Below are 21,681 nucleotides of genomic sequence, written 5' to 3'. Positions count from 1 at the left end.
GCTCACCTCACCGTAGCGGCGTCAGCTGGTGCATGACGCTCACGAAGTAATCGAGGAAGGTGCCCATGATCGCCGTGATGACGAGCGCGAGGATCAGAAAACCGATGAGGATGGAAAGCGGTACGCCGACGAAATAAACCTGCATCTGCGGCATCAGCCGCGCCAGCACGCCGAGGCCAAGGTTGAAGACGAGGCCAAAAACCAGAAACGGCGCAGACAGTTGCAGGCCGATCTTGAACGCCGTCGCGAACGCCTTTGTAGCGAGCGCGGCGACGTCGCCGGTCGGAAATGTCTGCCCCGGCGAGAAGATGCGGTAGCTCTCGTTCAGCGCCGCGATGACCAGATGATGGCTGTCGGTCGCGAACAGCAGGGTCATGCCCAAAATGGTGAGAAAGTTGCCGATCAGCAGCCCCTGCTGGCCCTGGGTCGGGTCGATCGCGGTGACAAAGCCGAGGCCAAGCTGCTGGGCGATCACCGAGCCTGCCACCTGGAGCGCCGACAGCGTCACCCGGGCGGTCGCCCCCAGCACGACGCCGATGACGATCTCGTGCAGCATCAGGACGAGCAGCGGCGCCAGCGAGCTCATGTCGACCTGATAGGCCTGCCGGTGCAGCGGCAGGATGATCATGGTGAGCAGCAGCGCGATCGAGAGTTTTACCCGGACCGGGATATTGGTCTCGCCGAACCCCGGCAGCAGCATCACCATCGCGCCGATGCGGGCGAATACCAGCATGAAGGTCGCGGCGAGCGCCGGCAGGAATGAGATATCGACGCGCATGACTCATGGACAGTGCATCATCCGCCGATGATTCGCGACGATATCCGCATCATGTGGGCGTGCATGGAGTCAGCCATGAACGGCAGCGCCAATAATAATGTCACGAAGATCGCCAGGATTTTCGGCACGTAGATCAGCGTCTGCTCCTGGATCTGCGTCAGCGCCTGGAACAGCGACACCACGACGCCGACCACGAGGCCGACCACCATCAGCGGCGCCGACACCACGACAATGGTCCAGATCGCGTCGCGGGCGACGTCGAGGGTTTCAGCACCGGTCATTTCACGCTTCCTTCTCACTGTCGTCATTCCGGGATGCGCCTCTTGGCGCAGGCCCGGAATCCATACTCCCGATCGTGGTTATGGATTCCGGGCTCGCGCTTCGCGCGCCCCGGAATGACGAAAAATCAAATCGGCATCCGCATGATGTCTTCGTAGGACTGGATCACCCGGTCGCGCACCGAGACCAGCGTCGAGACGGCGACATCGGTCTCCGCCACCGCGGTGACCACGTCCATCACGTTGGCCTTGCCCGAGGCCATCGACATGGCCTGGGCGTCGGACTTGCGGCCGGCATCGGCGACGCTGCCGATCGCGTCCTTCAAGAGCGCGCTGAAGGACGGGCCGCCGGATTCGGTGGCGCCGCCCTTTCCGGCGGACTCCACCATGCGGGCAAGGTTGGCATAGGCGTTGGCGGCAATCGTGGGTGAAGCCATCGAAAAGACCTTCCTGTTCAGGACCTGAGGATATCGAGCGTGCGCTGGATCATCCGGCGCGTCGCGCTGATGATGTTGAGATTGGCCTCGTAGGACCGCTGCGCCTCGCGCATGTCGGTCATTTCGACCAGCGGATTGACGTTCGGGTACTTCACGTTGCCGGCCGCGTCCGCTACCGGATTGCTCGGCTCGTGCTTGACGCGGAAGTCCGACGTATCGGTGCGGACCCGCCCCAGCGTCACCGTCCTTGCATCGAGCGAGCGATCGAGCGCGGAGGAGAAGGTCGGAATTTTTCGGCGATAGGGATCGCCGCCGGCGGTGGTCGCCGTCGAGTCGGCATTAGCAATGTTTTCCGAGATCACCCGCATCCGCCCGGCCTGCGCGCGCAGGCCTGACGTTGCGATGCTCATCGACCTCTGGAAATCACCGACGTCATTGGCCATGGTGCAGTCTCCTTAACCTCAGCGCTTGCCGATGGCGGTCTTGAGCAGCCCGAGGCTGCGGCTGTAGAGCGAGGTCGCCGCCGCGTAGTCCATCTGGTTGGCGGAGACTTTCAGCATCTGCTCCTCGAGATTCACCGCGTTGCCGGCCGGGCGAGTCTGAAAGGCGCCCCTGCCGCGATCATGATCGAACGTCTGACCGGCGCCGCCGGAAGGCGCGATGTGGCTGGCGCTGGTGCGCATCATCGCGAGTTGCCCGATCGCGCCGCCGACCTGCGTGCCCTTCGAATCGAATTTCGGCTCGATCAGGTCGCGCGGCTTGAAGTTGGGCGTATCGGAATTGGAGATGTTTTCGGCGAGCACCCGCTGACGCTCCTGGTGCCACTGCATCTTGGTACGCAGCGCCGACAGGATCGAAAGGTCGTTGATCGCCATCTTTCACGGCTCCTGCCTCAAAGCGGGACGCCCGAGGTAGGCAATATTTGCCGCCTGTATGGTTAACAGCTGGTTAAAATCGAACGCGCCCGCGTGCGCGAAGCGCGTTTTGGCTACGACGAATCGCCCGATATCGGCAATGCGAGCGCATTTTCGCCACAGATGCTGCGTTAACCAGCAATGGGCAAACGGCTTCAGGGGACTTTAGAAGTCGTTTTGGTTCAAGCGATTCTTGGTCTATTACTGGAGCCGGGCGGCAGGTTTGCCGTGGGGAATTAAGGAATAGGGCCGATCTCGGGCGGAATTCGCTGGATCGCTTTTCGCTTCGCCGTCCGCAGGCGTCGGGACCGGGACTGGGATTAAGGCCTTCAAGGCCGGGGACGTCAGATGCAGTCACCTTTCATGTTCTTCTTCGCGTTCATCGTCGTCCTGGCGCTGATCGGCCTTGCCGCCTGGCTGGTCCGGCGCTTCGCCAACAGCCGCATCGGCGCCAACACCACCCGCGGACGGATGCCGCGCCTCGCCGTGATCGACGCCACCGCGGTCGATGCCCGCCGCCGCCTCGTGCTGGTCCGGCGCGACAATGTCGAGCATCTGCTGATGATCGGCGGTCCCACCGACCTCGTGGTCGAGCCCAACATCGTCCGCGCCATGCCGGCGCGCGACCAGGTTCCGCAACGTTCGCCCGGCGCCGCCGAGCCGCCGCCGCGGATTGCGCCGCTGCCGGATACCGCCTGGGAAGGCGAGCCGCTGCGATCGGACGCCTTCGAACTTCCGCCCGAGCCGGTCATGCCGGAACCGCCGCCGCGCCCGAGCCGTCCGTCGTTCGCGGAAGAAATGCGCCGCCCCGCCGGTCCGCCGCCCGGCGGCCGCGCCGACCGCAACGATCCTTTGGCCGGCTTTGCGCCGGAACCGATGGGCGGCCGCCCCGAGCCGCGGATGGAGCCGCGCCCTGAACCGATCCCCACCGCGCCGCCGCGCTTGCCACGTTCCGACATGCCACGCTCCGAGCCGATGATCCCGCGCGCGCCGCGTGTCAACGAACCGCCGAAGGCGCCGCCCATCCGCGAGCGCGCCGCGGCTCCGCCACCGCCGCCTCCTCCGGCCCCGCCCCCGCCTCCCGCGCAGTCGAGCGCCGACGCCAATCTTGCCGAGATGGCGCAGCGGCTGGAAGCAGCGCTGCGCCGCCCGGCCGGCGCCGATGTCGCCCCGCCCGTGGCGCCGGAGCCGCCGGTGCCGGTGCGCCCGGCGCGGAGCGAACCGCCCGCCGCCGCGCCTGCCCCGCAGAAGAGCGGCTTTGAAAATCTCGAAGACGAAATGGCGTCCCTCCTGGGCCGTCCGAAGAATCCGTCTTCGTGAGGCCGGTTGCTTTTCCGCGTAGAGTTTTTTTCTTAGCTAGCCTGACAATCACCGCCACCCTGGTGGCGGTGCCCGCGTTCGCGCAGGACATCAGCATCAATCTCGGCGGCCAGGGCGGCGGCGGAGTGACCGAGCGCGCGATCCAGCTCATCGCCCTGCTCACGGTGCTGTCGATCGCGCCGTCGATCCTGGTCATGATGACCTCGTTCACGCGCATCGTGGTGGTGCTGTCGCTGCTGCGTACGGCGCTGGGCACTGCGACCGCGCCGCCGAACTCGGTGATAATAGCGCTGGCGCTGTTCCTCACCGCCTTTGTGATGGGACCCGTCTTGCAGAAGTCCTATGACGACGGCATCAAGCCGCTGATCGCCAACGAGCTCGGCGTCGAGGACGCGCTCCAGCGCGCCTCCATCCCGCTGCGCGGCTTCATGCAGAAGAATGTGCGCGAGAAGGATCTGAAACTGTTCATGGACATGTCGGGCGAGGCCCCGCCCGCCACGCCGGAACAGATGTCGCTGCGCATCCTGGTGCCCGCTTTCATGATCTCGGAATTAAAGCGCGCCTTCGAGATCGGCTTTCTGCTGTTTCTCCCCTTCCTGATCATCGACCTCGTCGTCGCCTCCGTCCTGATGTCGATGGGCATGATGATGCTGCCGCCCGTGGTGGTGTCGCTGCCGTTCAAGCTGATCTTCTTCGTGCTGGTCGACGGCTGGTCGCTGGTGGCGGGGAGTTTGGTACAGAGTTACGGGACGTAGGGCTACTCGCCAGCGAAGTATCCGGAATGTGATCCCGATTGCCTCGCCGACGCTTATAGTTGCCGCCGGCGGGACAAGGCCACGGTGACTGCGATGTCGAAGGAAGCCGAGCGATCGATGAGCTGTCGTCCGGAACCAGAGATGGCGCCGGCAACATGAGCTCGTGGCGCTTCCCGTTCATCGCGGGCGTTATCCTTCTGCTCGTTTTCCTGCCCGGTCCGGCGCGAGTGAAAGAGTTGGACTTGAACGCACGCGTTCGCGACATCGTAGCGGAAAATTTCGCGCCTGCGGCGACGGCCGGCGATGCCGGCGGGCTAGCCGCCGCAGTGTACATCGCGGGCCACATCCAGTTCTTCAATTACGGTCTCGCCGATCGCTCCAGCAAACGGGCGATCACACCAGATACGCTGTTCAACGTAGCGTCGGTGCGCAAGGTGTTCGAGGCTGCACTGGTCGCGCTCGGAACGCTGCGCGGCGAAATCCGGCTGGACGATCCGGTCAGCAAATACGTCACCGAATTGAACGGCGACTATATCCGACGGGTCACGATCGGCCAGCTTGCGACCCATACTTCCGGCCTGCTGCTGGCGACGGATCACCCGCCATGGCCCAACGAGTCATATTTGCTGGCCGAATTTCTCGGCGTTCTCAACGCCTGGACGCCGCCGGCAGGCGAACAGCCGGGCAAGCAGCGCATCTACACCCATGCCGGTTACGTGCTGCTCCAGCTCGCGCTGGAGCGCCGCTACGGCGTTCCGATCAATCAGCTCATCGAAAACCGCATCCTGAGGCCGCTCGGGATGAATTCGACGCTGCTTCCCGCGCGCGGACCGGACAACCGCGCCGTCATGAATCCAAAATTCATGCAGCGCGTCGTCCAGGGCTATTCCCATGACGGCATGCCGATCGGTCCGCCGGGCAACCAGCAGAGCTATTATGACTTCCCCGGCACCGGGCAGATGTTCTCCTCAGCGCGGGACCTCGCCATCCTCCTCTCCGCCTGCCTCGGCGGCGGGCCGGCCGATCCGCAATTGCGCAAAGCGCTACAGATGACCCAGCACGAAATGTTCCGGGTCGATGAAAAGTTCGGGCAAGCGATGGCGTGGGAGAACATTGCGGTGGAGGGAATGGACGTCGTCGACAAGCCGGGCGGGCTCAACAATGCGTCAGCCTATGTCGGCTTCATACCCGAGCGCAAGGTCGGCATTATCCTGCTGGCCAACCGCGCCGAGTTCCCGCATGAAATCGCCCGCTACCGGGTGCTTCCCGCACTGGCGCGACTGGAGCCGATCTTCCGGCAGTCGATCGTCGGACACTAGCCGGCCCCGGCAGCCGGGGGACCCGATCGCCCGCCCCGCGTTGTTGGAATAGGCCTCACGCTTGACTATGATGCGGCCAGGCATCCGGGAAACGCGTCCATGCAACAACAACAATTCGACCGCGCCGCCGAGGACCTCGGCAATTCCACTCATCTCGAACATGTCAACGTGACCGTGCCGGACCAGCGGCTGGCAACGCTGTTCTATGTCACCGGGCTCGGGCTGACCCGCGATCCCTATATCATGGTGTCGGACAGCAACATGTGGGTGAATGTCGGCCGCAGCCAGTTTCATCTGCCGGCCAGCGAAGCGCAGGTGCTGCGCGGCCATACCGGCCTCGTGATTTCCGGACGCGCGGCCCTGCTCGAGCGGCTGTCGTCCGTCGCCAAAAAACTCGAAGGCACGCGCTTTTCCTTCAGCGAGCACAATGACTATGTCGAGGCGATATGCCCGTGGGGCAATCGCATCCGCTGCTACGAGCCGGACGCCGATCGTTTCGGGCGCATCACGCTCGGCATTCCCTATGTCGAGTTCGACGTGGCGCCCGGCACCGCCAGGGCGATCGCGGCGTTCTATCCCGAGATCATGGGCATTCCGGCCGAATTCAGAAACGGCGACGGCAATGTCGCGCGCGCCAAGGTCGGCAAGAACCAGTATCTGCAATTCCGCGAGACCGACCTCGCCCAGCCCGATTACGACGGCCACCACGTGCAGATCTACATCACGGACTTTTCGGGCCCCTATCGCAAGCTCCAGCAGCGCGGCCTGGTCTCGCAGGAAGACAACCAGTACCAGTACCGCTTCCGCGACATCGTCGATCTCGCCGACGGAAAACACCTGTTCACGGTCGAGCACGAGGTGCGCAGCGCCACGCACCCGATGTACCTGCGGCCGCTGATCAACCGCAATCCGGCCGTGACCAACCGCACCTATGCCGACGGCCACGAGCAATGGGATTATGCGATGGGGCCGGACCAGTACGACGGGCGCTAGGTCCGCATGCCCTGTTCGCAGAAGGCGTTGCTGTTCGACATCGACGGCACCCTCGCCGACACCGATGCGCTGCACCTGCAAGCCTTTAACAAGGTGTTTGGTCCGCGCGGCCACGTCTTTGACCGAGCCCGCGCCAGCAACGAACTGATGGGCTTTTCCAACGCGTCCATCGGCGAGCGTTTTCTGCCGGACGAACCGCCGGAGCGCCGCCTGGCCATCATGGACGAGAAGGAAGCCGCTTTCCGTAAACTGGTTGCCGGGAAGATCAAACCGCTGCCTGGATTGATGCCGCTGCTGGCGCGCGCCGACCAGGCCGGCGTGCCGATGGTCGCGGTCACCAACGCGCCGCGCCTCAATGCCGAAATGCTGCTGGCGGGCCTTGGGATCTCAGACCGGTTCAGGCGCGTTGTGATCGGCGATGAACTTAGCCACGGCAAGCCGCATCCACTGCCCTATCTTGAAGGGTTGCGCTCGGTGAACGCTGCAGCGAAATTTTCCGTCGCATTCGAGGATTCGCGCTCCGGTGTTCAAGCGGCGACCGCGGCCGGCATTACCACCATCGGGATCAGAACGAGCCTTGGCCATGCTGATCTGATCGAAGCCGGCGCGCTTGCAACTGCCGAAAACTTTGACGACTCAAAATTGATCGATTTGGTCGCGGCGACAATGAACTGGTGATGCACATGCTGCCCTCGCAACGCGAGCTGTTCGATATCCCGCGCGATGTCTGCTATCTGAATTCGGCGTCCTACAGCCCGCTGCCGCTGAAGACGCAGGAGGCCGCGCGCGCCGCCATCGGCCGCAAGGGCAGACCATGGCTGCTCGATGCCGGTTTTGCCGGACGGCAGCACGAGCGCGCGCGGCTCGCGGCCGCCCGGCTGATCAACGCCGATCCCGCCGATATCGCGCTGATCCCCTCGGTCAGCTATGGCGTTGCGACAGCCGCCAAGCTGCTCACGATCCCGCGCGGGACGCGCGTCATCGTGCTGGAGAACGATCATTCCTCGCCGGTGCTGGAATGGCGGACCCGCGCCGATACGCATGGTTTTGCCGTCGAGACGGTCCGGCAGCCCGACGACGCCGACTGGACCTCGGCAGTTCTCGCCGCCGTCGAGCGATCCGGCGCGCCGCCGGTCGCGCTGGCCTCGATCTCGTCGGTACACTGGTCCGACGGCGGGCTGATCGACATCGAACAGGTCGCCGCCGTACTGAAGCGCCAAGGCGCCCTCTTCCTGATCGATGCGACGCAAAGCGCGGGCGTGCTGCCGCTCGACGTCAAACAGATCGATCCTGACTTTGTGATCTTCCCCACCTACAAATGGCTGCTCGGCCCGTACGGACGGGCCTTTCTCTACATCGCAAAGCGGCATCAGGGCGGCATTCCGCTCGAACAGACCTCGGCCGGCCGCCGCGACGTCCGCGCCGACAATGCCATCTATTTCACCGACCTGAGCTATGTCGGCGATGCCGGACGTTTCGACATGGGCGAACGCGATCATTTCATTTCGATGGAGATGGCGGCGATCGGCATGGAAATGGTCGCCGAATGGGGCGCCGCGCGCATCGCCGAGCGGATCGCCATGCTGACGGACCGGATCGCCGAAGGCGTGCGCGAATTCGGTGTTCACATACCGGCGCGCCAACTGTGCTCGCCGCACATCCTGAGCCTCGGCCTAAAGAACGTGGACGCAAAGGCACTCGTCGACGCGTTGGCCGGCAATGCCATCTACGTGGCACTGCGTCTTGGCCGCATCCGCATCTCGCCTCACGTCTTCAACGACGAAGCCGATGCCGACCATTTCGTCACTGTGCTGAGACGACGCCTTAAAGATTGAGGCGTGTACTCATAAGCCCGTCCTGGCAAATGCTCTTCAAGGCGATGTTACCTTTACCTCAGAGGAGGACATCGCGGGGGCAAGAGCATATCCGCTTGGACTATAGCCGAAGTCGCACGTTCGGCTGACTGTCCATACGCCATAAGAAGCTTACTTCCGCAAATCCTGGTTCTCTGATCGGGATCGATACGCCTGGAGAAACTGCTAGCGCCTTCGCAACATGGGCATTTCACATCATTCAAAAGTTTCAAAGCCATTTGGAGCCGAGTGTTGGTTGCTGACTGCGGCGCCACGCGCTCAAATTTGACTCTACCTCACCACGCGCACACTTTCTCGCTGCGTGTGATACGCTGTGTGGCGTCAACTCACCTGGGCCCGAAAAGCGGGCGGGAGGCGCCGTCCCATGAAAGGCGTCACCGAATGGCTCAAGTCAATCGGCTTGGCAGAGTACGCCCAGCGCTTCGTCGAAAACGGCATTGACATCTCGGTCCTTCGCGATCTGACGGAGCGGGACCTGAAAGAGCTTGGAGTCCTGCTGGGTCACCGTCGCAAGCTGTTGCGCGCTATCGCGGAGCATGAAGGCGCAGCTACGCCTGAACCTGCGATAACAACGTCCGAACCGAGGCGATGCGACGGCGAGCGGCGCCACCTCACAGTGATGTTCTGCGACCTGGTTGGCTCCTCAGCTATTGCAGCCCGGCTTGACCCGGAGGACATGCGAGAGCTGATTGCTACCTATCACAGCTGCATCGCTGACATCATAGCCGGCCACAACGGAAGGATTGCTCGCTACATGGGCGACGGGGCGCTGGTTTACTTCGGCTTCCCGCAAGCGCATGAAGATGATGCGGAGCAGGCTGTGCGCGCCGCGCTCGCACTCATAGATGCAATAGCCAGGATCCGAAATGTCCCCGAGATGCTGCGCGTTCGCATCGGCATCGCAACCGGCACTGTGGTTGTTGCCGACCTTCTGATTGAGGAAGCCCTGGCGGAGCAAGAGGTTGTCGGTGAGACACCCAACCTCGCTGCGCGCCTGCAAGCGCTGGCAGAACCCGGGACTGTATTAATCTGCGCGAGCACGCGCAGGCTCACTGAGGGACAGTTTCATTACCGCGACCTCGATCCTGTCACGCTGAAAGGCTGGACGGAGCCGTTTCAAGTTTATCAAGTGCTGCGAACGAGCGGCGTCGAGAGCCGCTTTGAAGCAATGCACACTGCCAAGCTGCCACCTCTGTTCGGGCGCGAGGAGGAATTAGAGCTGCTGTTACGCCGCTGGCGACAAGCGACGCTTGAAGAAGGCCGGATCGTGATCCTTACAGGAGAGCCGGGCATCGGCAAGTCGCACATTGCGCTGGCGTTCAATGAGCGACTCCAGGACGAACCACACACCACGTTGCGTTATTATTGCTCTGAGCATCATACCCACAGCGCACTGTACCCGTTTATCAATCAACTCGAACGAGCTTCAGGGTTCCTGCTCAGCGATACACCTGAGACAAAGATATGCAAGCTTGAAGCCCTGCTGGCCCAATCCACGCACAATCCCGAACACCTCGCAGTTCTGTCCGGCCTGTTAACGTTGCCGGTTCGTGACCATCACGAACTGCGTGACCTCACTCCACAGAAGCGCAAAGAGAAAACCTTTGCGGCCTTACTGGCCCAACTCGAAGGGTTGGCGGCGAGACAGCCGGTTCTGATTGTTGCCGAAGATGTACATTGGATTGATCCAACTTCGCTGGAACTCCTGGCGACAGTTGTAGAACAAGTCCCGCGGCTTCGGACATTGATGCTGATCACGGCACGCTCCGAATTCACTTCCCCCTGGCCGAGCTATCCTCATACAACGACCATTCCGCTCACCCGCCTTAGCCGACGCGATGGCGCAGCGCTGGTCCTGCGAGTAACCGGCGGCAAGGCCCTTCCAAAGGAAGTAATGAAACATATTCTTGCACACACCGACGGGGTGCCTCTCTTCATCGAAGAATTGACCAAGATGGTGCTCGAGGGCGGGTTGTTGCGAGAGCGGAACGGCGTATTTGTTCTTGATGGTCCTCTGCCTTCATTCGCCATTCCGACCACCTTGCAAGCTTCGCTCATGGCGCGCCTTGATCGGCTGTCGCCGGTGCGGGATGTGGCTCAGATCGGTTCCGTCGCAGGTCGCGAATTTCACTACGAACTTGTCAGCGCTGTCGCGCAGCTGCCGAAGCAGAAATTGGACGAAGCGCTCGACCAGTTGGTGCGGTCCGAATTGATGTTCTGTCGAGGCACAATTCCCAACGCGGTATATACCTTCAAGCACGCGTTAGTACGGGATGCGGCGTATGCCGGGCTTCTAAAAAGCCGTCGCGTACATCTTCACGCCGCTTTTGCCAAAAGTCTCCAGGAGAACTTTCCCGATGTCGAGCGAACTCAGCCCGAGATTCTCGCTTACCACTACACTCAAGCGAGAAACCACGAAATGGCGTTGCACTACTGGTATAAAGCGGGAAAACAGTCGGCGGCCCGCTCGGCACACCACGAAGCAATCGGTCATTTGAAGCAAGGATTAAATCAGCTTCCCAAGATTGACGCCCCGATACTTCGCAACAGATCGGAGCTGCTCCTCCAAATTTCTCTCGGCAACTCCCTCCGGTCGATTGAAGGCTGGAGCACCGATAACGTAAAGCAGGCGTACACGAAAGCGCTTCAATTATCCAAAGGGGCCGGCATTGACGAACATGTCTTTCCTGCGGTGTTCGGCTTATGGACCTGGAATTACGTTCGTGCTTCGCTTGGCGAGGCTCAAACCCTTGCCGAACATTTGCTCAAGAGTGCCGCTAACGTCGACAATTCGGTCTACAAAGTTCTTGCCCACGAAGCTTCGGGATTTACCCTGTTCGCGCAGGGCAATTTTGCCGCCGCCCACGCCGAGATGGAATGTAGTGTCAACCTCTGCGAAGACAGCGAGGCCGCCTCCTATCTTGAACTGTCGGCGCAAGATCCGCGGGTTCACGTCAGGTCATACGACGGCATGGCACTTTGGCTACTCGGCTATCCAGATCAGGCATTGCGGCGCTGCGCAGAGGCTCGCAGGTACGCAGTTTCATCTCAACATCCGTTCAGCGAAGCAATTGCTCGAACGATAGGTCTTCGCGTGCATCAACTCCGGGGCGACTCCGAAGCTGTTGCACGCGAAGCCATCGCCGCCATCGCATTCTGCGAAAAGCATGAGTTTGTGCACTATCTTGCCATGGCGATGATTCTGCGCGGGTGGGCTATTGCGGAGCAAGGCGAGTTTGAAAAGGGTATCGCCGAAATTCAAGAGGGCCTTGAAAAGGAGCGAGCAACCGGGGCCTTACTACTGGAGTCGTACTCTTTGGGATTAATGGCGGATGCATGCATCAAGCACACCCGTCACGCGCAGGCATTCGATGCGTTGAATCAGGCACGGTCGAGGCTCAATGTCGAAAACTCCGAGCGCTTTTACGCGTCGGAAATATATCGTCTGCTGGGTGAAGCACATCTCCGATCGAACCACAATCTGGATCAGGCCGAGCATTATCTATGTAAAGGCCTTGAGGTCGCGCGTACGCAAAAAGCCAAATCATTTGAGCTTAGAGCGTGTTTGAGTATGTGTGACTTGTTCGAGCGGACAGCAGGCAGCCAAAAGTGCCACTCGCGCCTCAGCCAGGTTTATGGATGTTTTAGCGAAGGTTTTAACACGCCGGATCTAATAAGAGCAAAGGCGCGATTGGAACGCGCTGCTTGATCGGCCGCATCGGCCTGCTCCCAGGTGATCATTCAATGGGAAAGATTCACCAAACGCAAAGTGGATGACCGCAATCGATTCGCTGGTCGCGAGCGAAGTTTGAGAGGCTCAACGCTGACGCGCAAGCACGCCTCGTCTGACAATGCGAATAATGAGTCATTGAAGGTGAACCAGCTCACACTGGCGCATCAAGCCCAGGTCCAATCTGGCGGCCCGGAGAACGCCGCATGCACGACCGAATTACCATCGTGCCGGAGCTGAAGGTCCAGAGCCGCGATCTTCGAATAGATGTCTGCCGGGGCGTGGCGCTGTGGTGGATTTTTCTGGACCATGTCCCAAACAATATCGGAAATTGGCTCACCTTGCGGAATTACGGTTTCAGCGATGCCGCGGAAATTTTCATGTTCGTGTCCGGAGTATCCTGCGCGCTGGCTTATGGAAGAGCCCAGCGCAGTGAGGGTTGGAGCGGAGTAACCCGCCGAACGCTGCGCCGGAGTTGGGACATTTATGTTGCATTTCTGCTGCTCACGCTAGCATGCGCCATTCTGGTTCATCTCGTCGGCGGCGGTCATCTTGCAGATGAGAGCAATACACGTGTCTTGTTTGATCAGCCTGGCGAGACGCTCGCACGAGCCGCGATCCTGCAATACCGTCCTGTCAACAGTGACGTGTTGCCGGTCTTCGTGCTTGTTCATCTCCTGTTCGCGCCTCTATTGTGGCTGCTGCTGAGAGCCCCGAATGTGACGCTTGGTGTCTCGCTCGTCATCTATGCGCTGGTGCATGCTTTTGGCTTGACCCTCCCGGCGTGGCCGAACGGCCACTGGGCTTTCAATCCCCTGGCCTGGCAGTTGCTGGTCGTGCTTGGCGCCTGGTGGATGATCGAGGGCGAGAGAATACGGCCGCTGGCGGCCTCGCGCGGCATACGTATAGCCTCTCTCCTGTATCTCTTCTTCAGCTTGGTCATCGCTTTGAGTTGGCAGGTAACATGGCTGGAAACAATGATACCGCACGCTCTAGCGAACCAGTTTGGCACATTGGACAAATCGAATCTCGCTCCCTTGCGCCTGCTTCATTTTTTGGCCATTGCGGTTTTAGCGAGCTGGCTCGTGCCCTCGGATTGGCGCGGATTCACGACACCCGTGGTGCGCGGCGCGATCCGCTGTGGCCAGCATTCGCTGCCGATCTTTTGCCTCGGCGTTCTGCTGACATTCGCCAGTCACATGGCGCTGCTCGACATTTCGGACGGACTTGCGATGCAGATAGCGCTGAGCTTGGCCGGAATAGCCGCGATGATCGCGGCAGCAACCCTGCTGAAGTCAATCACCATCAAACAGCGATCGTAGCGCCCGCCAAAGGACCGTCTGGTCCAGTCACCGACCCCGGATATCAAGCACTCATACGTGCACGCCCTACCCTGCATGTCGCCGCGCGAGACGCGCCCGCCGCGCAGCAGCTATGGCAGGTTCGAACGAGAACACCCAGGCCAGCCCGTAAAAGCCCATTGCGAGCAGGTACAGGAAGGCGAAGCCGAAATACATCGAGTTGTATTCCATCAGGCCGCCGAACAGCGCGCCCATCAGATTGTAGGCCAGCGCGGTCGAGATGTTCTGGCCGGGTTTGGCGATCAGCGAGGAGAACACGAAGCCGGAGAAGAACAGCGGGATGGTCAGCACCACGCAGCTCACGATCAGATTGACCATCGGCGAGCCGAACGCGATCAAATCATGGTTGCGGGCGGAGAAGTATCCCAGCAGAAGGCTGGCCAGCAGGCCGCCATAGGCGATGCTGGTGCGCGGCGCCAGCTTGCGCTGCACCAGGAGGTTGGCGAGGAACGCCATCAGCAGCACCATGGTGATGGTGATCGCGATCACGAACCAGGTGCCGCCGAGATGCAGGCCGAGCTCGGTGATCGCCTTGGTCTCGACCAGCATGAAGCCGGCCCCCAGGAAGAAGAACGGCAGGTAGCCGCGCTCGATCGGTTCGGTCCAGCCGATGGTCTTGCGCACGAACATGTAGCTGAGCAGCAGCACCATGCCGAGCGCGATCATGTAGCTGAGCGGATAGGTACGCTTGATCATGTAGAAGAACGGCCAGTCGTCGGTCGGGATGCTTTCCGCCGAATAAGGCTGAGCGAACTTCGCGGACACGTCCTCGAAGCCGAAACGCGCAAAGGCTTTCGGATCGGCCAGCACGGCATTACGGCCCTTCTGCGCGATGAAGGCGGTGGTGGTCTTGGAGTCGTAGCCGACGCGCACCGCGAGCGGCTTTCCGGCGCCGGGCATATCGGAAAGGATATGCGAGAGCTTGAAGCCGAGCGATTCGTTCGGCAAAGCAAAAGCAATGGACACCACGCCGTCGGGCTTGAGCAGCTTGAACGCCTCGGCGATGCCTTCGCGGGTGTAGACATAGGAATCGACGCGCAGGTTCGAGGCGTGGCTGAGCGAGGTGTGGGAATCCAGCACGCCGTAGATGATCAGATCGTATTGCTGCTTCGCCGTGCGGAAGAAGTTGCGGGCGTCGTTGATGTGCAGCGTCACGCGCGGATCGTCATAGGGATGCTCGGGGTGATAGCTCTTGCCGAGGAAGGCGATAGCGGGATCGATCTCGATTGCATCGACATGCGAGGCGCCCATGCGCAATGCGGCCGCAACGTCGTTGCCGCTGCCGGCGCCGACGATGGCGACGCGCTCGGGCTTCTTCTTGAAGTGGAACGGAAACTCGTAATAGGCGCGGACGTAGCTGTCCTCGGCGGACTCATTGCCGCGATTGGCGTCCGAGAAGTTGAACACCTTCTGGTAATAGGAGCCGCCCGAGAGGATGTTCATCAGTCCGTCGGACTTGGCCATCTTCTCCAGGAGCTGATACGGCGAATAGATGCGCTGGATGTCGGTCTGCACCGGCCAGGCGAGCACGCCGAGCAGGAGGCAGAAGCTGGCTACCCCAAGCGGCATGCGCTTGTCGCGCGCCAGCACGAAGAACAGCAGCGTGCCGCCCACGGCCATGAACCACACTACCGGCGGCAGCCAGAACAGGCTCATCACGAACAGCACGGCGACGCCGACGATGCTGCCGATCAGGTTGAGGCCGTAGGCTTTCAGCGCATCGGTCGAGCCGAGCAGCTTGCCGCAGAGCTGGCCGACCGGATAGCAGATGCAGGCGCAAAGGACGAAGCTGGTGCCGAGCAGCAGATAAAGCGGCACGCTCTGGCCGAACAGCTCATGCCAGTTCAGCTTTTCCATCCAGATGCTGATCGAGGTCTGCTCCTGCATCGGCAGGCCGGCGAACAGGTCGGTGACCGCGGCGATGTCATAGCGCAGCAGCGTGATGATGAAGACGAACAGCGCCAGCATCGGCAGCACGAGGCCGGGCGCGCAAGGCTGCTTCTCGGCGACCGCGTAGCCGGCGCCAAGGCCGAGGAAGCAGGCGAGCAGCGTGAAATTCTTGAAGAAGGAGAACACCGGGAAGACCGAGGCCAGCCAGCGGATCATGACCAGCTCGAGCAGGAGGCTGACCATCGTCACCAGCACGATCATCCGGATTTTTTCAGCCGTCGCAGTATCGGCATAGGCGGCCTCGAACATCGCGCCCATCTCGTCGATGTAGCGCTCCAGCGGACCCGCGAGCCAGGCCGGATAGATCAGCACGATCAGCGCGGCCGCACCGAGCGTGACCTTTCCGGCGGCGAGCACCCAGTCGGCGAAGGCGAAGGCGCTGCCTTCGAGGAAGATGCGCATGGCCAGCAGCGAATAGACGAACGCCAGGCTGCTCAGGCAGATGCTGAAAAAGCGGACAAGCCGGCGGTTGGCATTATCAGCGCCGTGCACGGAGCCGACAGAATGAATGGCCATATTGCTTCCTGGAAAGGGTTCGCGATGCCCGACTATGGGGCGGGCCCATTAAGAAATCGCCAAATCCGCGGGCCAAACTGGCCGGATTGAGCCGCAGATAGCGGTTAACCGGGGGTGAAAATCCAAGGGTCCGCAAGCTGTCAATTGGCAATGAGGGCCGGTGGACGGCCGAGGCGCTTGCTGCCACCCCTGATATCGCGGAAGATCGTCCGATCAAGCGACGGAACGATCCACAGTCCCGGGGGGTCCTGTGAATTCCTTGCTCAAAGAGATCCGTCACACTCCGCTGTTGTGGCTGCTGGCTTTTGTGCCGGTACTGTTCGTCGCCCAGAAGCTCAAGCCGGAAGCGCACACGCTGCTGTTCGTGCTGTCGATCCTGGCCATCGTTCCGCTGGCTGCACTGCTCAGCCACGCCACCGAATCCGTGGCGGCGAGAACCGGCGACAGCGTCGGCGGCCTGCTCAACGCCACGCTCGGCAACCTGACCGAACTCGTCATCGCGCTCACCGCGTTGCGCGCGGGGCAATATACCCTTGTAAAGGCATCGATCGCCGGCGTGATCGTCGCCAATGCGCTGTTCATGCTGGGCGCGTCGTTCCTGCTCGGCGGACTCAAGCACCACGTGCAGGAATTCAACCGGGCCAATGCCCGGCTACAGGCCGGCCTGCTTTTTCTGGCCACGATCGCGATCCTGATTCCTTCGGCGATCGCCCAAGCGGATTCACTGGCCGACTCCGCATTCATCGGAATGTTGAGCGTGGGCCTGTCGGTGCTGCTGATTGCCGCCTATGGCCTCGGCATGTTGTTCTCGCTCGGGACGCATCGCGAGCTGTTCGCGGGCGCCGAGCATGCCGAAGCCGGCGAAGCGCCATGGCCGATTACTCTTGCGCTGGCGACGCTGGCGGGCGTCACCGTACTGGTCGCGCTGGTCAGCGAGATCTTCGTCGAGTCGGTACAGGAGGCCGCGGTGGCGTTCGCGATGACTCCCGCATTCGTCGGTTTCGTCGTGGTGGCATTGGTCGGCGGCGCGGCCGAGATGGCCTCGGCGTTCTCCGCCGCGCGCAAGAATCGCCTCGACCTGAGCGTGGGCATTGCGCTCGGAAGCGCCACTCAGATCGCGCTTTTCGTCGCGCCGGTGCTGGTGCTGCTCAGCTATGTCATCGGCCCGACACCGATGGACCTGCAATTCTGGCCCGGCGCCGTGGTCATGATGCTGATCGCCGCCCTGACCGCATCCCTGATGACGAGCGGGGGGCGTTCGGCCTGGTTCCTGGGCGTGCTCGTGCTGCTGGTGTACCTTGTCTTTGCGATGACGCTCTTCCTGTTGCCGCCGCGCACGCAAGGCGACGGCGCCGGGTCGCGAAAGCATGCCGCTCTCGGCGCATTCCATCTCAGCCAGCGCGGCTCTCCTGATGCCGTGCCGGAGCGATCCGCATGCTGCGCCAGCTTCTCGTAAGCATTGCCGTCAGCCTCTGCAACATTGCGATCCACGCAATGGTGATGGTGGTTCTGCTGAGGGTAGTACGGCGCGCCGGCGAACGCCCAATTCATGGCACGTTTCGGCTGGTCATCATCATGATGGCAACCATGTCGGTCTTGATGGGGGCGCATATTGCCGAAGTGATGGTCTGGTCCCTCGCCTATGGGATCATCGGCGTTGCATCCGATGAGGCCGACCTGCTCTATTTTGCCTTTGTGAACTACACGACGCTCGGCTATGGCGACGTCACCCCGTTGCAGCGCTGGAACCTGCTTGGGCCGATGACGGCGCTCAACGGCGTGCTGCTGATCGGCTGGTCGACCGCCGTGATCTTCGAGGTCCTGCGGAGAGCGCTGGCGACCATGCGCCCCGGCGAGATGCTGAGGCACGATGGTCCTCCCGAATGATCCTTAGCCGCCCATGCCAGGCGGCGCCACAAAGCCCCCGAACTCCCGTTCCAGCAGCCCGGCGAACGCCAGCGTGGTGCGGTCCTCCAGCAGCGGGCCGATGATCTGCACGCCGATCGGCAGACCGGACGGCGAGCGGCCGATCGGCGCTACCGTCGCCGGCAGGCCCGGCGGCGTCGCCAGCGAGCCCCACACGATCAGCAGCGTGTAGGGGTGCGGCTTGCCGTCGATGTCGATCAACCGCGCTTCGCGGTCCTCGCTCTTGTCGTGCGGAAAGGCCAGCACGGAAAACGGCGGGCAGAGCACCACATCGAATTCGCGAAACAGCTCGCGCCATTGCTGGCGCAGCCGCGCCCGCGCGATCTCCGCTCCCATCCACTCATGGTGGCTCATGAGCGGCGCGCGCTTCCACCACGCCATCAGGCTGTCGTCCTCGCGCGCCAGCGCGGCAACTTCTTCACGGGCTTTCTGAAGCATTTCGGGCGGCGCGCCGAAGCCGGCGAAGTTGCGGACCATTTTCGTGTGCAATTTTGCCGATTGAGCGAGATCGGGGAGCAGCTTGCTCGATCGTGCGACCGTTGCGCCGGCCTTGCCCAAATTGCCGGCGAGCTGATCCAGTGCCGTGCGTATCTCGCGCGCCACCGGCAACAAGGGATGGTCGTCGATCACAAGCACGCGAAAACCGCGCAACCCGGAATGCCGTGCCGGCGGCAGCGACAGGCGGTAAGCGCCGGCCTGGTCTTCATCGGGACCGGCCAGCAGGTCGAGCGCCAGCGCCAGATCAGCGGCAGTTCGCGCCATCGGGCCGGCGACCCCGAGCCCGTAGGTGATGTCGACTTGCAGCGCCGGCGAGCGCGGCGGCGAATGGCCGCGCTGCGGCACCAGGTCGGCGCTGGGCTTGTGGGCGAACACGCCGCAAACATGCGCGGGCATCCGCAGTGAGCTGGAGAGATCGGATCCAAGCTCGAGCGGCACGTATCCTGCTGCGAGTGCCGCCGCAGCACCGCCGGAAGAGCCGCCCGGCGTGCGCGTGACATCCCAGGGATTGTTGGTCGTGCCGTAGACGGGATTGAAGCTCTGCCAGTCGGCAATCGCCGTCGCCAGATTGGTCTTGCCGAGGATGATGGCGCCGGCCTGCTTCAGCCGCACGACCGCCACTGCATCATCAGCGGCGCGCCAGTCGCGGCCCATCGGCAGGCCCCAACTGGTCGGCAAGCCTCCCACGTTGAACGATTCCTTCACCGTCATGGGAATACCGAGCAGCGGGGACCGCACGCCGCGCGCCAGCGCCTCGTCCGCCACCCTTGCAGCGGCGCGGGCACGGTCGAAGTCGCGGACCACGACCGCGTTGATTCTGGAATCATGCGCCTCGATCCGGGCGATCGCCTGATCGAGCAGTTCGGCCGCAGAAACTTTTCGGGCATCGAGCATCGCGCGCAGTTCGCCGACACTGCGATAGGCCAGACCTCCGGCCTTGGGCGGCGTTGCGGCAGGCGATTGCGCGCGGGCGGAGTTGATGGCCGGCGAGGCCGCCAGCGCGCCCGCCATCGTCAGGAATGAACGTCGGTCGATCGTCATGGGTTGCGCCTGTTGTTGTGGGACGCAAACCGGATAAAGCGCGGCTACGGGCGCCGCTTGTATGTTTCGGACATCTACAGGGAAAAGACGTTGTCCCAGTCGCCGATCAACTCGCTCGGGGCCATACCCACCAAAGCGCGGCATTCGCGGACGAAATGGGCCTGATCGAAATAGCCGGCCTCGTGGACGATCCTGGTCCAGGATTTTGCCGGCTCCCGCCGGTGCGCGGACAGCGCCGCATCGAAGCGGATCGTGCGCGCGTAGAGTTTTGGCGACAGCCCGATCTGTAGCGAGAACCGGCGCTGGAATTGCCGGGCGCTCAGGCCGGACCGTTCGACGATCGCATCGATCCGGGCACGCCCGCCGGTCGCCATCAACAGCCGGGAGCCTGCATCGATCGCGTCCTTCGAATTGTCGCGCAACAGCCCGCCGACCCACCGCTCCGCCGCCGCGACGCGAGCGGCAAAGTCCGGCGCCAAACGGATGGCATCGTCCAGCCGTGCTGCATGCCTGCCGAGGATGTCGCGCGCCGCGATACCTTCGTTGACGAGCAATGTCATGTCGATCCCAACCAGCCGATTGAGTCCGGCAGGCTGGAAGTGAATGTTGAAGAGATGAATCTCCTTGGGCATGTAGAGCTGGATGCGCCGGGCTCCCTGCGGCCCAACGACGACGGTTTCCGGCGCGATTTGCAGCGCGCCATCGTCGATGCGGAGTTTGAACGGTTCGGCCAGGTAGATATCGATGATCTGGTGCGGGCGCGCCGGCAGCGGCCAGGTGAGCACGGCCGATCCCAGGCTTGCGCGCCGTTCGCCGAACGAACGGACGATGCCGCGAAGCGCGGGATGCGGTAGCGCTCGTCTGACATCCATCGCGGACTCTCCGGACCTTCGTCAACCCTCGATGGAATCCATTCTACAATGCATCCGCGAACGAGTCTTGGTTCGATTATGCCATGCGACACGAGGCGGATTGACTAGGCCGCGACGCCCCGCCCATAATCACGACGGAGTGAGGCTTCTGGCACGTCCGACCGCGCGGCCGATCTGACCGGGCGCGAGAATTGTGACGGCCCAATAAACAGGCGGAAAACGGGCTTGTCGGCATCGCGGCGTCCCATGTTCGGCGAGCAACAGCGGTTCGTGCTGTTGCTGATCGCGCCCGCCGCGCTGTTGATGCTGCTGTTCCAGGTGGTGCCGATCGTGATCGGGGCCAATGCCAGCTTTCGCGACTGGGCGCTCTATAATCCCAAGAAGACCTGGGTCGGGCTCGACCATTATCACGCCGTGATATCCGATCCGGCGTTCCTTTACGTCGTGCTGCCCAACACCTTCATCTTCATGGTCGTGAGCGTGGCCGGCGCGCTGGTCACGGGCCTTGCGCTCGCGCTGCTGCTCAACCGGCCCTTCCCCGGGCAAAAGCTGGTGCAGACGATCCTGCTGGTGCCGCTGATGGTGGCGCCGGTCGTCGCCGCGATCATGATCCGCTGGATCTTCAACGACCAGTTCGGCATCGCCAATGTCGTGCTGGAGGCGATCGGCCTCGAAGGCCAGCCGTGGCTGGTGCAACGCTGGAGCGCCTTCTGCATTATCCTGCTCACCGACATCTGGCTGTGGACGCCGTGGTTCACGCTGCTGCTGCTCTCGGGGCTGCAAAGCCTGCCGAAGGAACCGTTCGAGGCCGCCGCGATCGACGGCACCTCGACCTGGCGCGTGTTCCGCTACCTCACCCTGCCGATGCTGCGGCCGGTGATCGTGGTGTGCGTGGTGATCCGCGCCATCGACGCCTTCCGCACCTTCGACATCGTGTGGACGCTGACCGGCGGCGGGCCCGGCCGTTCGACCGAACTGTTCAGCCTTTATGCGTACGTTCTGGCCTTCCTCAATCTCGATCTCGGCCGCGGCTCGGCGGCGGCGATCATCGGCGGCCTGATCATCCTCGTGCTCGGCGTGGCGATGTACCGCCTCGTCGACCGCATCGCAAAGGCCTGA

19 protein-coding genes are annotated in these 21,681 nt (G+C 62.4%); 11 read left to right on the top strand and 8 right to left on the bottom strand.

Annotation, left to right across the window (positions count from 1 at the left end; translation table 11 throughout):
• Positions 1–7: 7 nt before the first annotated feature.
• The 5 genes from fliR to flgB form a co-directional block, all read right to left on the bottom strand.
• Positions 8–778 (bottom strand): flagellar biosynthetic protein FliR, encoded by a 771-nt coding sequence (gene fliR / locus JQ628_RS22635; protein WP_212225468.1) that lies wholly within the window; start codon positions 776–778, stop codon positions 8–10.
• Between the two features lie 17 nt (positions 779–795).
• Entirely contained in the window at positions 796–1,059 is a 264-nt protein-coding gene (gene fliQ / locus JQ628_RS22630; RefSeq protein WP_212225467.1) for a flagellar biosynthesis protein FliQ, read from the bottom strand.
• Positions 1,060–1,184: 125 nt separating this feature from the next.
• Entirely contained in the window at positions 1,185–1,493 is a 309-nt protein-coding gene (gene fliE, locus JQ628_RS22625) for a flagellar hook-basal body complex protein FliE (protein WP_212225466.1), read from the bottom strand.
• A gap of 17 nt (positions 1,494–1,510) precedes the next feature.
• Positions 1,511–1,936, bottom strand: a complete 426-nt coding sequence (gene flgC / locus JQ628_RS22620; RefSeq protein ID WP_212225465.1) for a flagellar basal body rod protein FlgC — start codon at positions 1,934–1,936, stop codon at positions 1,511–1,513.
• A gap of 18 nt (positions 1,937–1,954) precedes the next feature.
• Positions 1,955–2,368, bottom strand: coding sequence for a flagellar basal body rod protein FlgB (gene flgB / locus JQ628_RS22615; protein ID WP_212225464.1), 414 nt, complete (start codon positions 2,366–2,368; stop codon positions 1,955–1,957).
• A gap of 387 nt (positions 2,369–2,755) precedes the next feature.
• On the opposite strand from flgB, the gene JQ628_RS22610 reads away from it, so the two are divergent.
• The 8 genes from JQ628_RS22610 to JQ628_RS22575 all read left to right on the top strand — a co-directional run bounded on the left by JQ628_RS22610 (position 2,756) and on the right by JQ628_RS22575 (position 13,720).
• The gene (locus tag JQ628_RS22610; protein ID WP_212225463.1) at positions 2,756–3,727 is read left to right on the top strand and encodes a flagellar biosynthetic protein FliO; all 972 of its coding nucleotides are present in this window, start codon (positions 2,756–2,758) and stop codon (positions 3,725–3,727) included.
• Complete coding sequence (fliP, locus tag JQ628_RS22605; protein ID WP_212225462.1) at positions 3,724–4,482, top strand: flagellar type III secretion system pore protein FliP; 759 nt, start codon at positions 3,724–3,726, stop codon at positions 4,480–4,482. Before JQ628_RS22610 ends, fliP begins: the two co-directional genes overlap by 4 nt.
• A 242-nt stretch (positions 4,483–4,724) precedes the next feature.
• A complete protein-coding gene (locus tag JQ628_RS22600; protein ID WP_249128252.1) occupies positions 4,725–5,801 on the top strand; it encodes a serine hydrolase in 1,077 nt (358 codons plus the stop codon).
• A gap of 99 nt (positions 5,802–5,900) precedes the next feature.
• On the top strand, positions 5,901–6,794 hold the full coding sequence (locus tag JQ628_RS22595) for a VOC family protein (RefSeq protein ID WP_212225459.1): 894 nt from the start codon (positions 5,901–5,903) through the stop codon (positions 6,792–6,794).
• Between the two features lie 6 nt (positions 6,795–6,800).
• Positions 6,801–7,472, top strand: coding sequence for an HAD family hydrolase (locus JQ628_RS22590; protein WP_212225458.1), 672 nt, complete (start codon positions 6,801–6,803; stop codon positions 7,470–7,472).
• Between the two features lie 5 nt (positions 7,473–7,477).
• A complete protein-coding gene (locus JQ628_RS22585; RefSeq protein WP_212225457.1) occupies positions 7,478–8,629 on the top strand; it encodes an aminotransferase class V-fold PLP-dependent enzyme in 1,152 nt (383 codons plus the stop codon).
• Positions 8,630–9,032: 403 nt separating this feature from the next.
• Positions 9,033–12,377, top strand: coding sequence for an adenylate/guanylate cyclase domain-containing protein (locus JQ628_RS22580; protein WP_212225456.1), 3,345 nt, complete (start codon positions 9,033–9,035; stop codon positions 12,375–12,377).
• A gap of 227 nt (positions 12,378–12,604) precedes the next feature.
• Entirely contained in the window at positions 12,605–13,720 is a 1,116-nt protein-coding gene (locus JQ628_RS22575) for an OpgC domain-containing protein (RefSeq protein ID WP_212225455.1), read from the top strand.
• Positions 13,721–13,786: 66 nt separating this feature from the next.
• Here the strand turns inward: JQ628_RS22575 and JQ628_RS22570 are convergent, their stop codons facing one another.
• Complete coding sequence (locus JQ628_RS22570) at positions 13,787–16,225, bottom strand: hypothetical protein (protein WP_212225454.1); 2,439 nt, start codon at positions 16,223–16,225, stop codon at positions 13,787–13,789.
• Between the two features lie 250 nt (positions 16,226–16,475).
• Between JQ628_RS22570 and cax the strand changes: the two genes are divergently transcribed.
• Positions 16,476–17,681 carry a calcium/proton exchanger gene (gene cax / locus JQ628_RS22565; protein WP_212225453.1) on the top strand — a complete coding sequence of 402 codons (1,206 nt, stop codon included), beginning with the start codon at positions 16,476–16,478 and terminating at the stop codon, positions 17,679–17,681.
• The gene (locus JQ628_RS22560; RefSeq protein ID WP_212225452.1) at positions 17,660–18,112 is read left to right on the top strand and encodes a potassium channel family protein; all 453 of its coding nucleotides are present in this window, start codon (positions 17,660–17,662) and stop codon (positions 18,110–18,112) included. Before cax ends, JQ628_RS22560 begins: the two co-directional genes overlap by 22 nt.
• Positions 18,113–18,115: 3 nt before the next feature.
• On the opposite strand, the gene JQ628_RS22555 is transcribed toward JQ628_RS22560, so the two are convergent.
• Positions 18,116–19,690, bottom strand: a complete 1,575-nt coding sequence (locus JQ628_RS22555) for an amidase (protein ID WP_212225450.1) — start codon at positions 19,688–19,690, stop codon at positions 18,116–18,118.
• Positions 19,691–19,764: 74 nt separating this feature from the next.
• A complete protein-coding gene (locus tag JQ628_RS22550; RefSeq protein WP_212225448.1) occupies positions 19,765–20,562 on the bottom strand; it encodes an AraC family transcriptional regulator in 798 nt (265 codons plus the stop codon).
• Positions 20,563–20,787: 225 nt separating this feature from the next.
• Between JQ628_RS22550 and JQ628_RS22545 the strand changes: the two genes are divergently transcribed.
• Entirely contained in the window at positions 20,788–21,681 is an 894-nt protein-coding gene (locus JQ628_RS22545; RefSeq protein ID WP_249128251.1) for a carbohydrate ABC transporter permease, read from the top strand.

It is taken from the genome of Bradyrhizobium lablabi, assembly GCF_018129385.1.
Lineage (GTDB): Bacteria > Pseudomonadota > Alphaproteobacteria > Rhizobiales > Xanthobacteraceae > Bradyrhizobium > Bradyrhizobium lablabi_C.
The sequence above is the reverse complement of the archived record's forward strand: the minus strand, read 5'-3'. Positions and strand labels throughout refer to the sequence as shown.

What these genes read in the sequence shown, in the direction of transcription:
- flgB (WP_212225464.1), bottom strand. Translation starts at nt 2,368, where the DNA reads ATGGCGATCAACGACCTTTCGATCCTGTCGGCGCTGCGTACCAAGATG.
- fliE (WP_212225466.1), bottom strand. Translation starts at nt 1,493, where the DNA reads ATGGCTTCACCCACGATTGCCGCCAACGCCTATGCCAACCTTGCCCGC.
- JQ628_RS22590 (WP_212225458.1), top strand. Translation starts at nt 6,801, where the DNA reads ATGCCCTGTTCGCAGAAGGCGTTGCTGTTCGACATCGACGGCACCCTC.
- JQ628_RS22580 (WP_212225456.1), top strand. Translation starts at nt 9,033, where the DNA reads ATGAAAGGCGTCACCGAATGGCTCAAGTCAATCGGCTTGGCAGAGTAC.
- JQ628_RS22555 (WP_212225450.1), bottom strand. Translation starts at nt 19,690, where the DNA reads ATGACGATCGACCGACGTTCATTCCTGACGATGGCGGGCGCGCTGGCG.
- fliR (WP_212225468.1), bottom strand. Translation starts at nt 778, where the DNA reads ATGCGCGTCGATATCTCATTCCTGCCGGCGCTCGCCGCGACCTTCATG.
- JQ628_RS22585 (WP_212225457.1), top strand. Translation starts at nt 7,478, where the DNA reads ATGCTGCCCTCGCAACGCGAGCTGTTCGATATCCCGCGCGATGTCTGC.
- JQ628_RS22570 (WP_212225454.1), bottom strand. Translation starts at nt 16,225, where the DNA reads ATGGCCATTCATTCTGTCGGCTCCGTGCACGGCGCTGATAATGCCAAC.
- JQ628_RS22560 (WP_212225452.1), top strand. Translation starts at nt 17,660, where the DNA reads ATGCTGCGCCAGCTTCTCGTAAGCATTGCCGTCAGCCTCTGCAACATT.
- fliQ (WP_212225467.1), bottom strand. Translation starts at nt 1,059, where the DNA reads ATGACCGGTGCTGAAACCCTCGACGTCGCCCGCGACGCGATCTGGACC.
- flgC (WP_212225465.1), bottom strand. Translation starts at nt 1,936, where the DNA reads ATGGCCAATGACGTCGGTGATTTCCAGAGGTCGATGAGCATCGCAACG.
- JQ628_RS22610 (WP_212225463.1), top strand. Translation starts at nt 2,756, where the DNA reads ATGCAGTCACCTTTCATGTTCTTCTTCGCGTTCATCGTCGTCCTGGCG.
- JQ628_RS22550 (WP_212225448.1), bottom strand. Translation starts at nt 20,562, where the DNA reads ATGGATGTCAGACGAGCGCTACCGCATCCCGCGCTTCGCGGCATCGTC.
- JQ628_RS22595 (WP_212225459.1), top strand. Translation starts at nt 5,901, where the DNA reads ATGCAACAACAACAATTCGACCGCGCCGCCGAGGACCTCGGCAATTCC.
- JQ628_RS22575 (WP_212225455.1), top strand. Translation starts at nt 12,605, where the DNA reads ATGCACGACCGAATTACCATCGTGCCGGAGCTGAAGGTCCAGAGCCGC.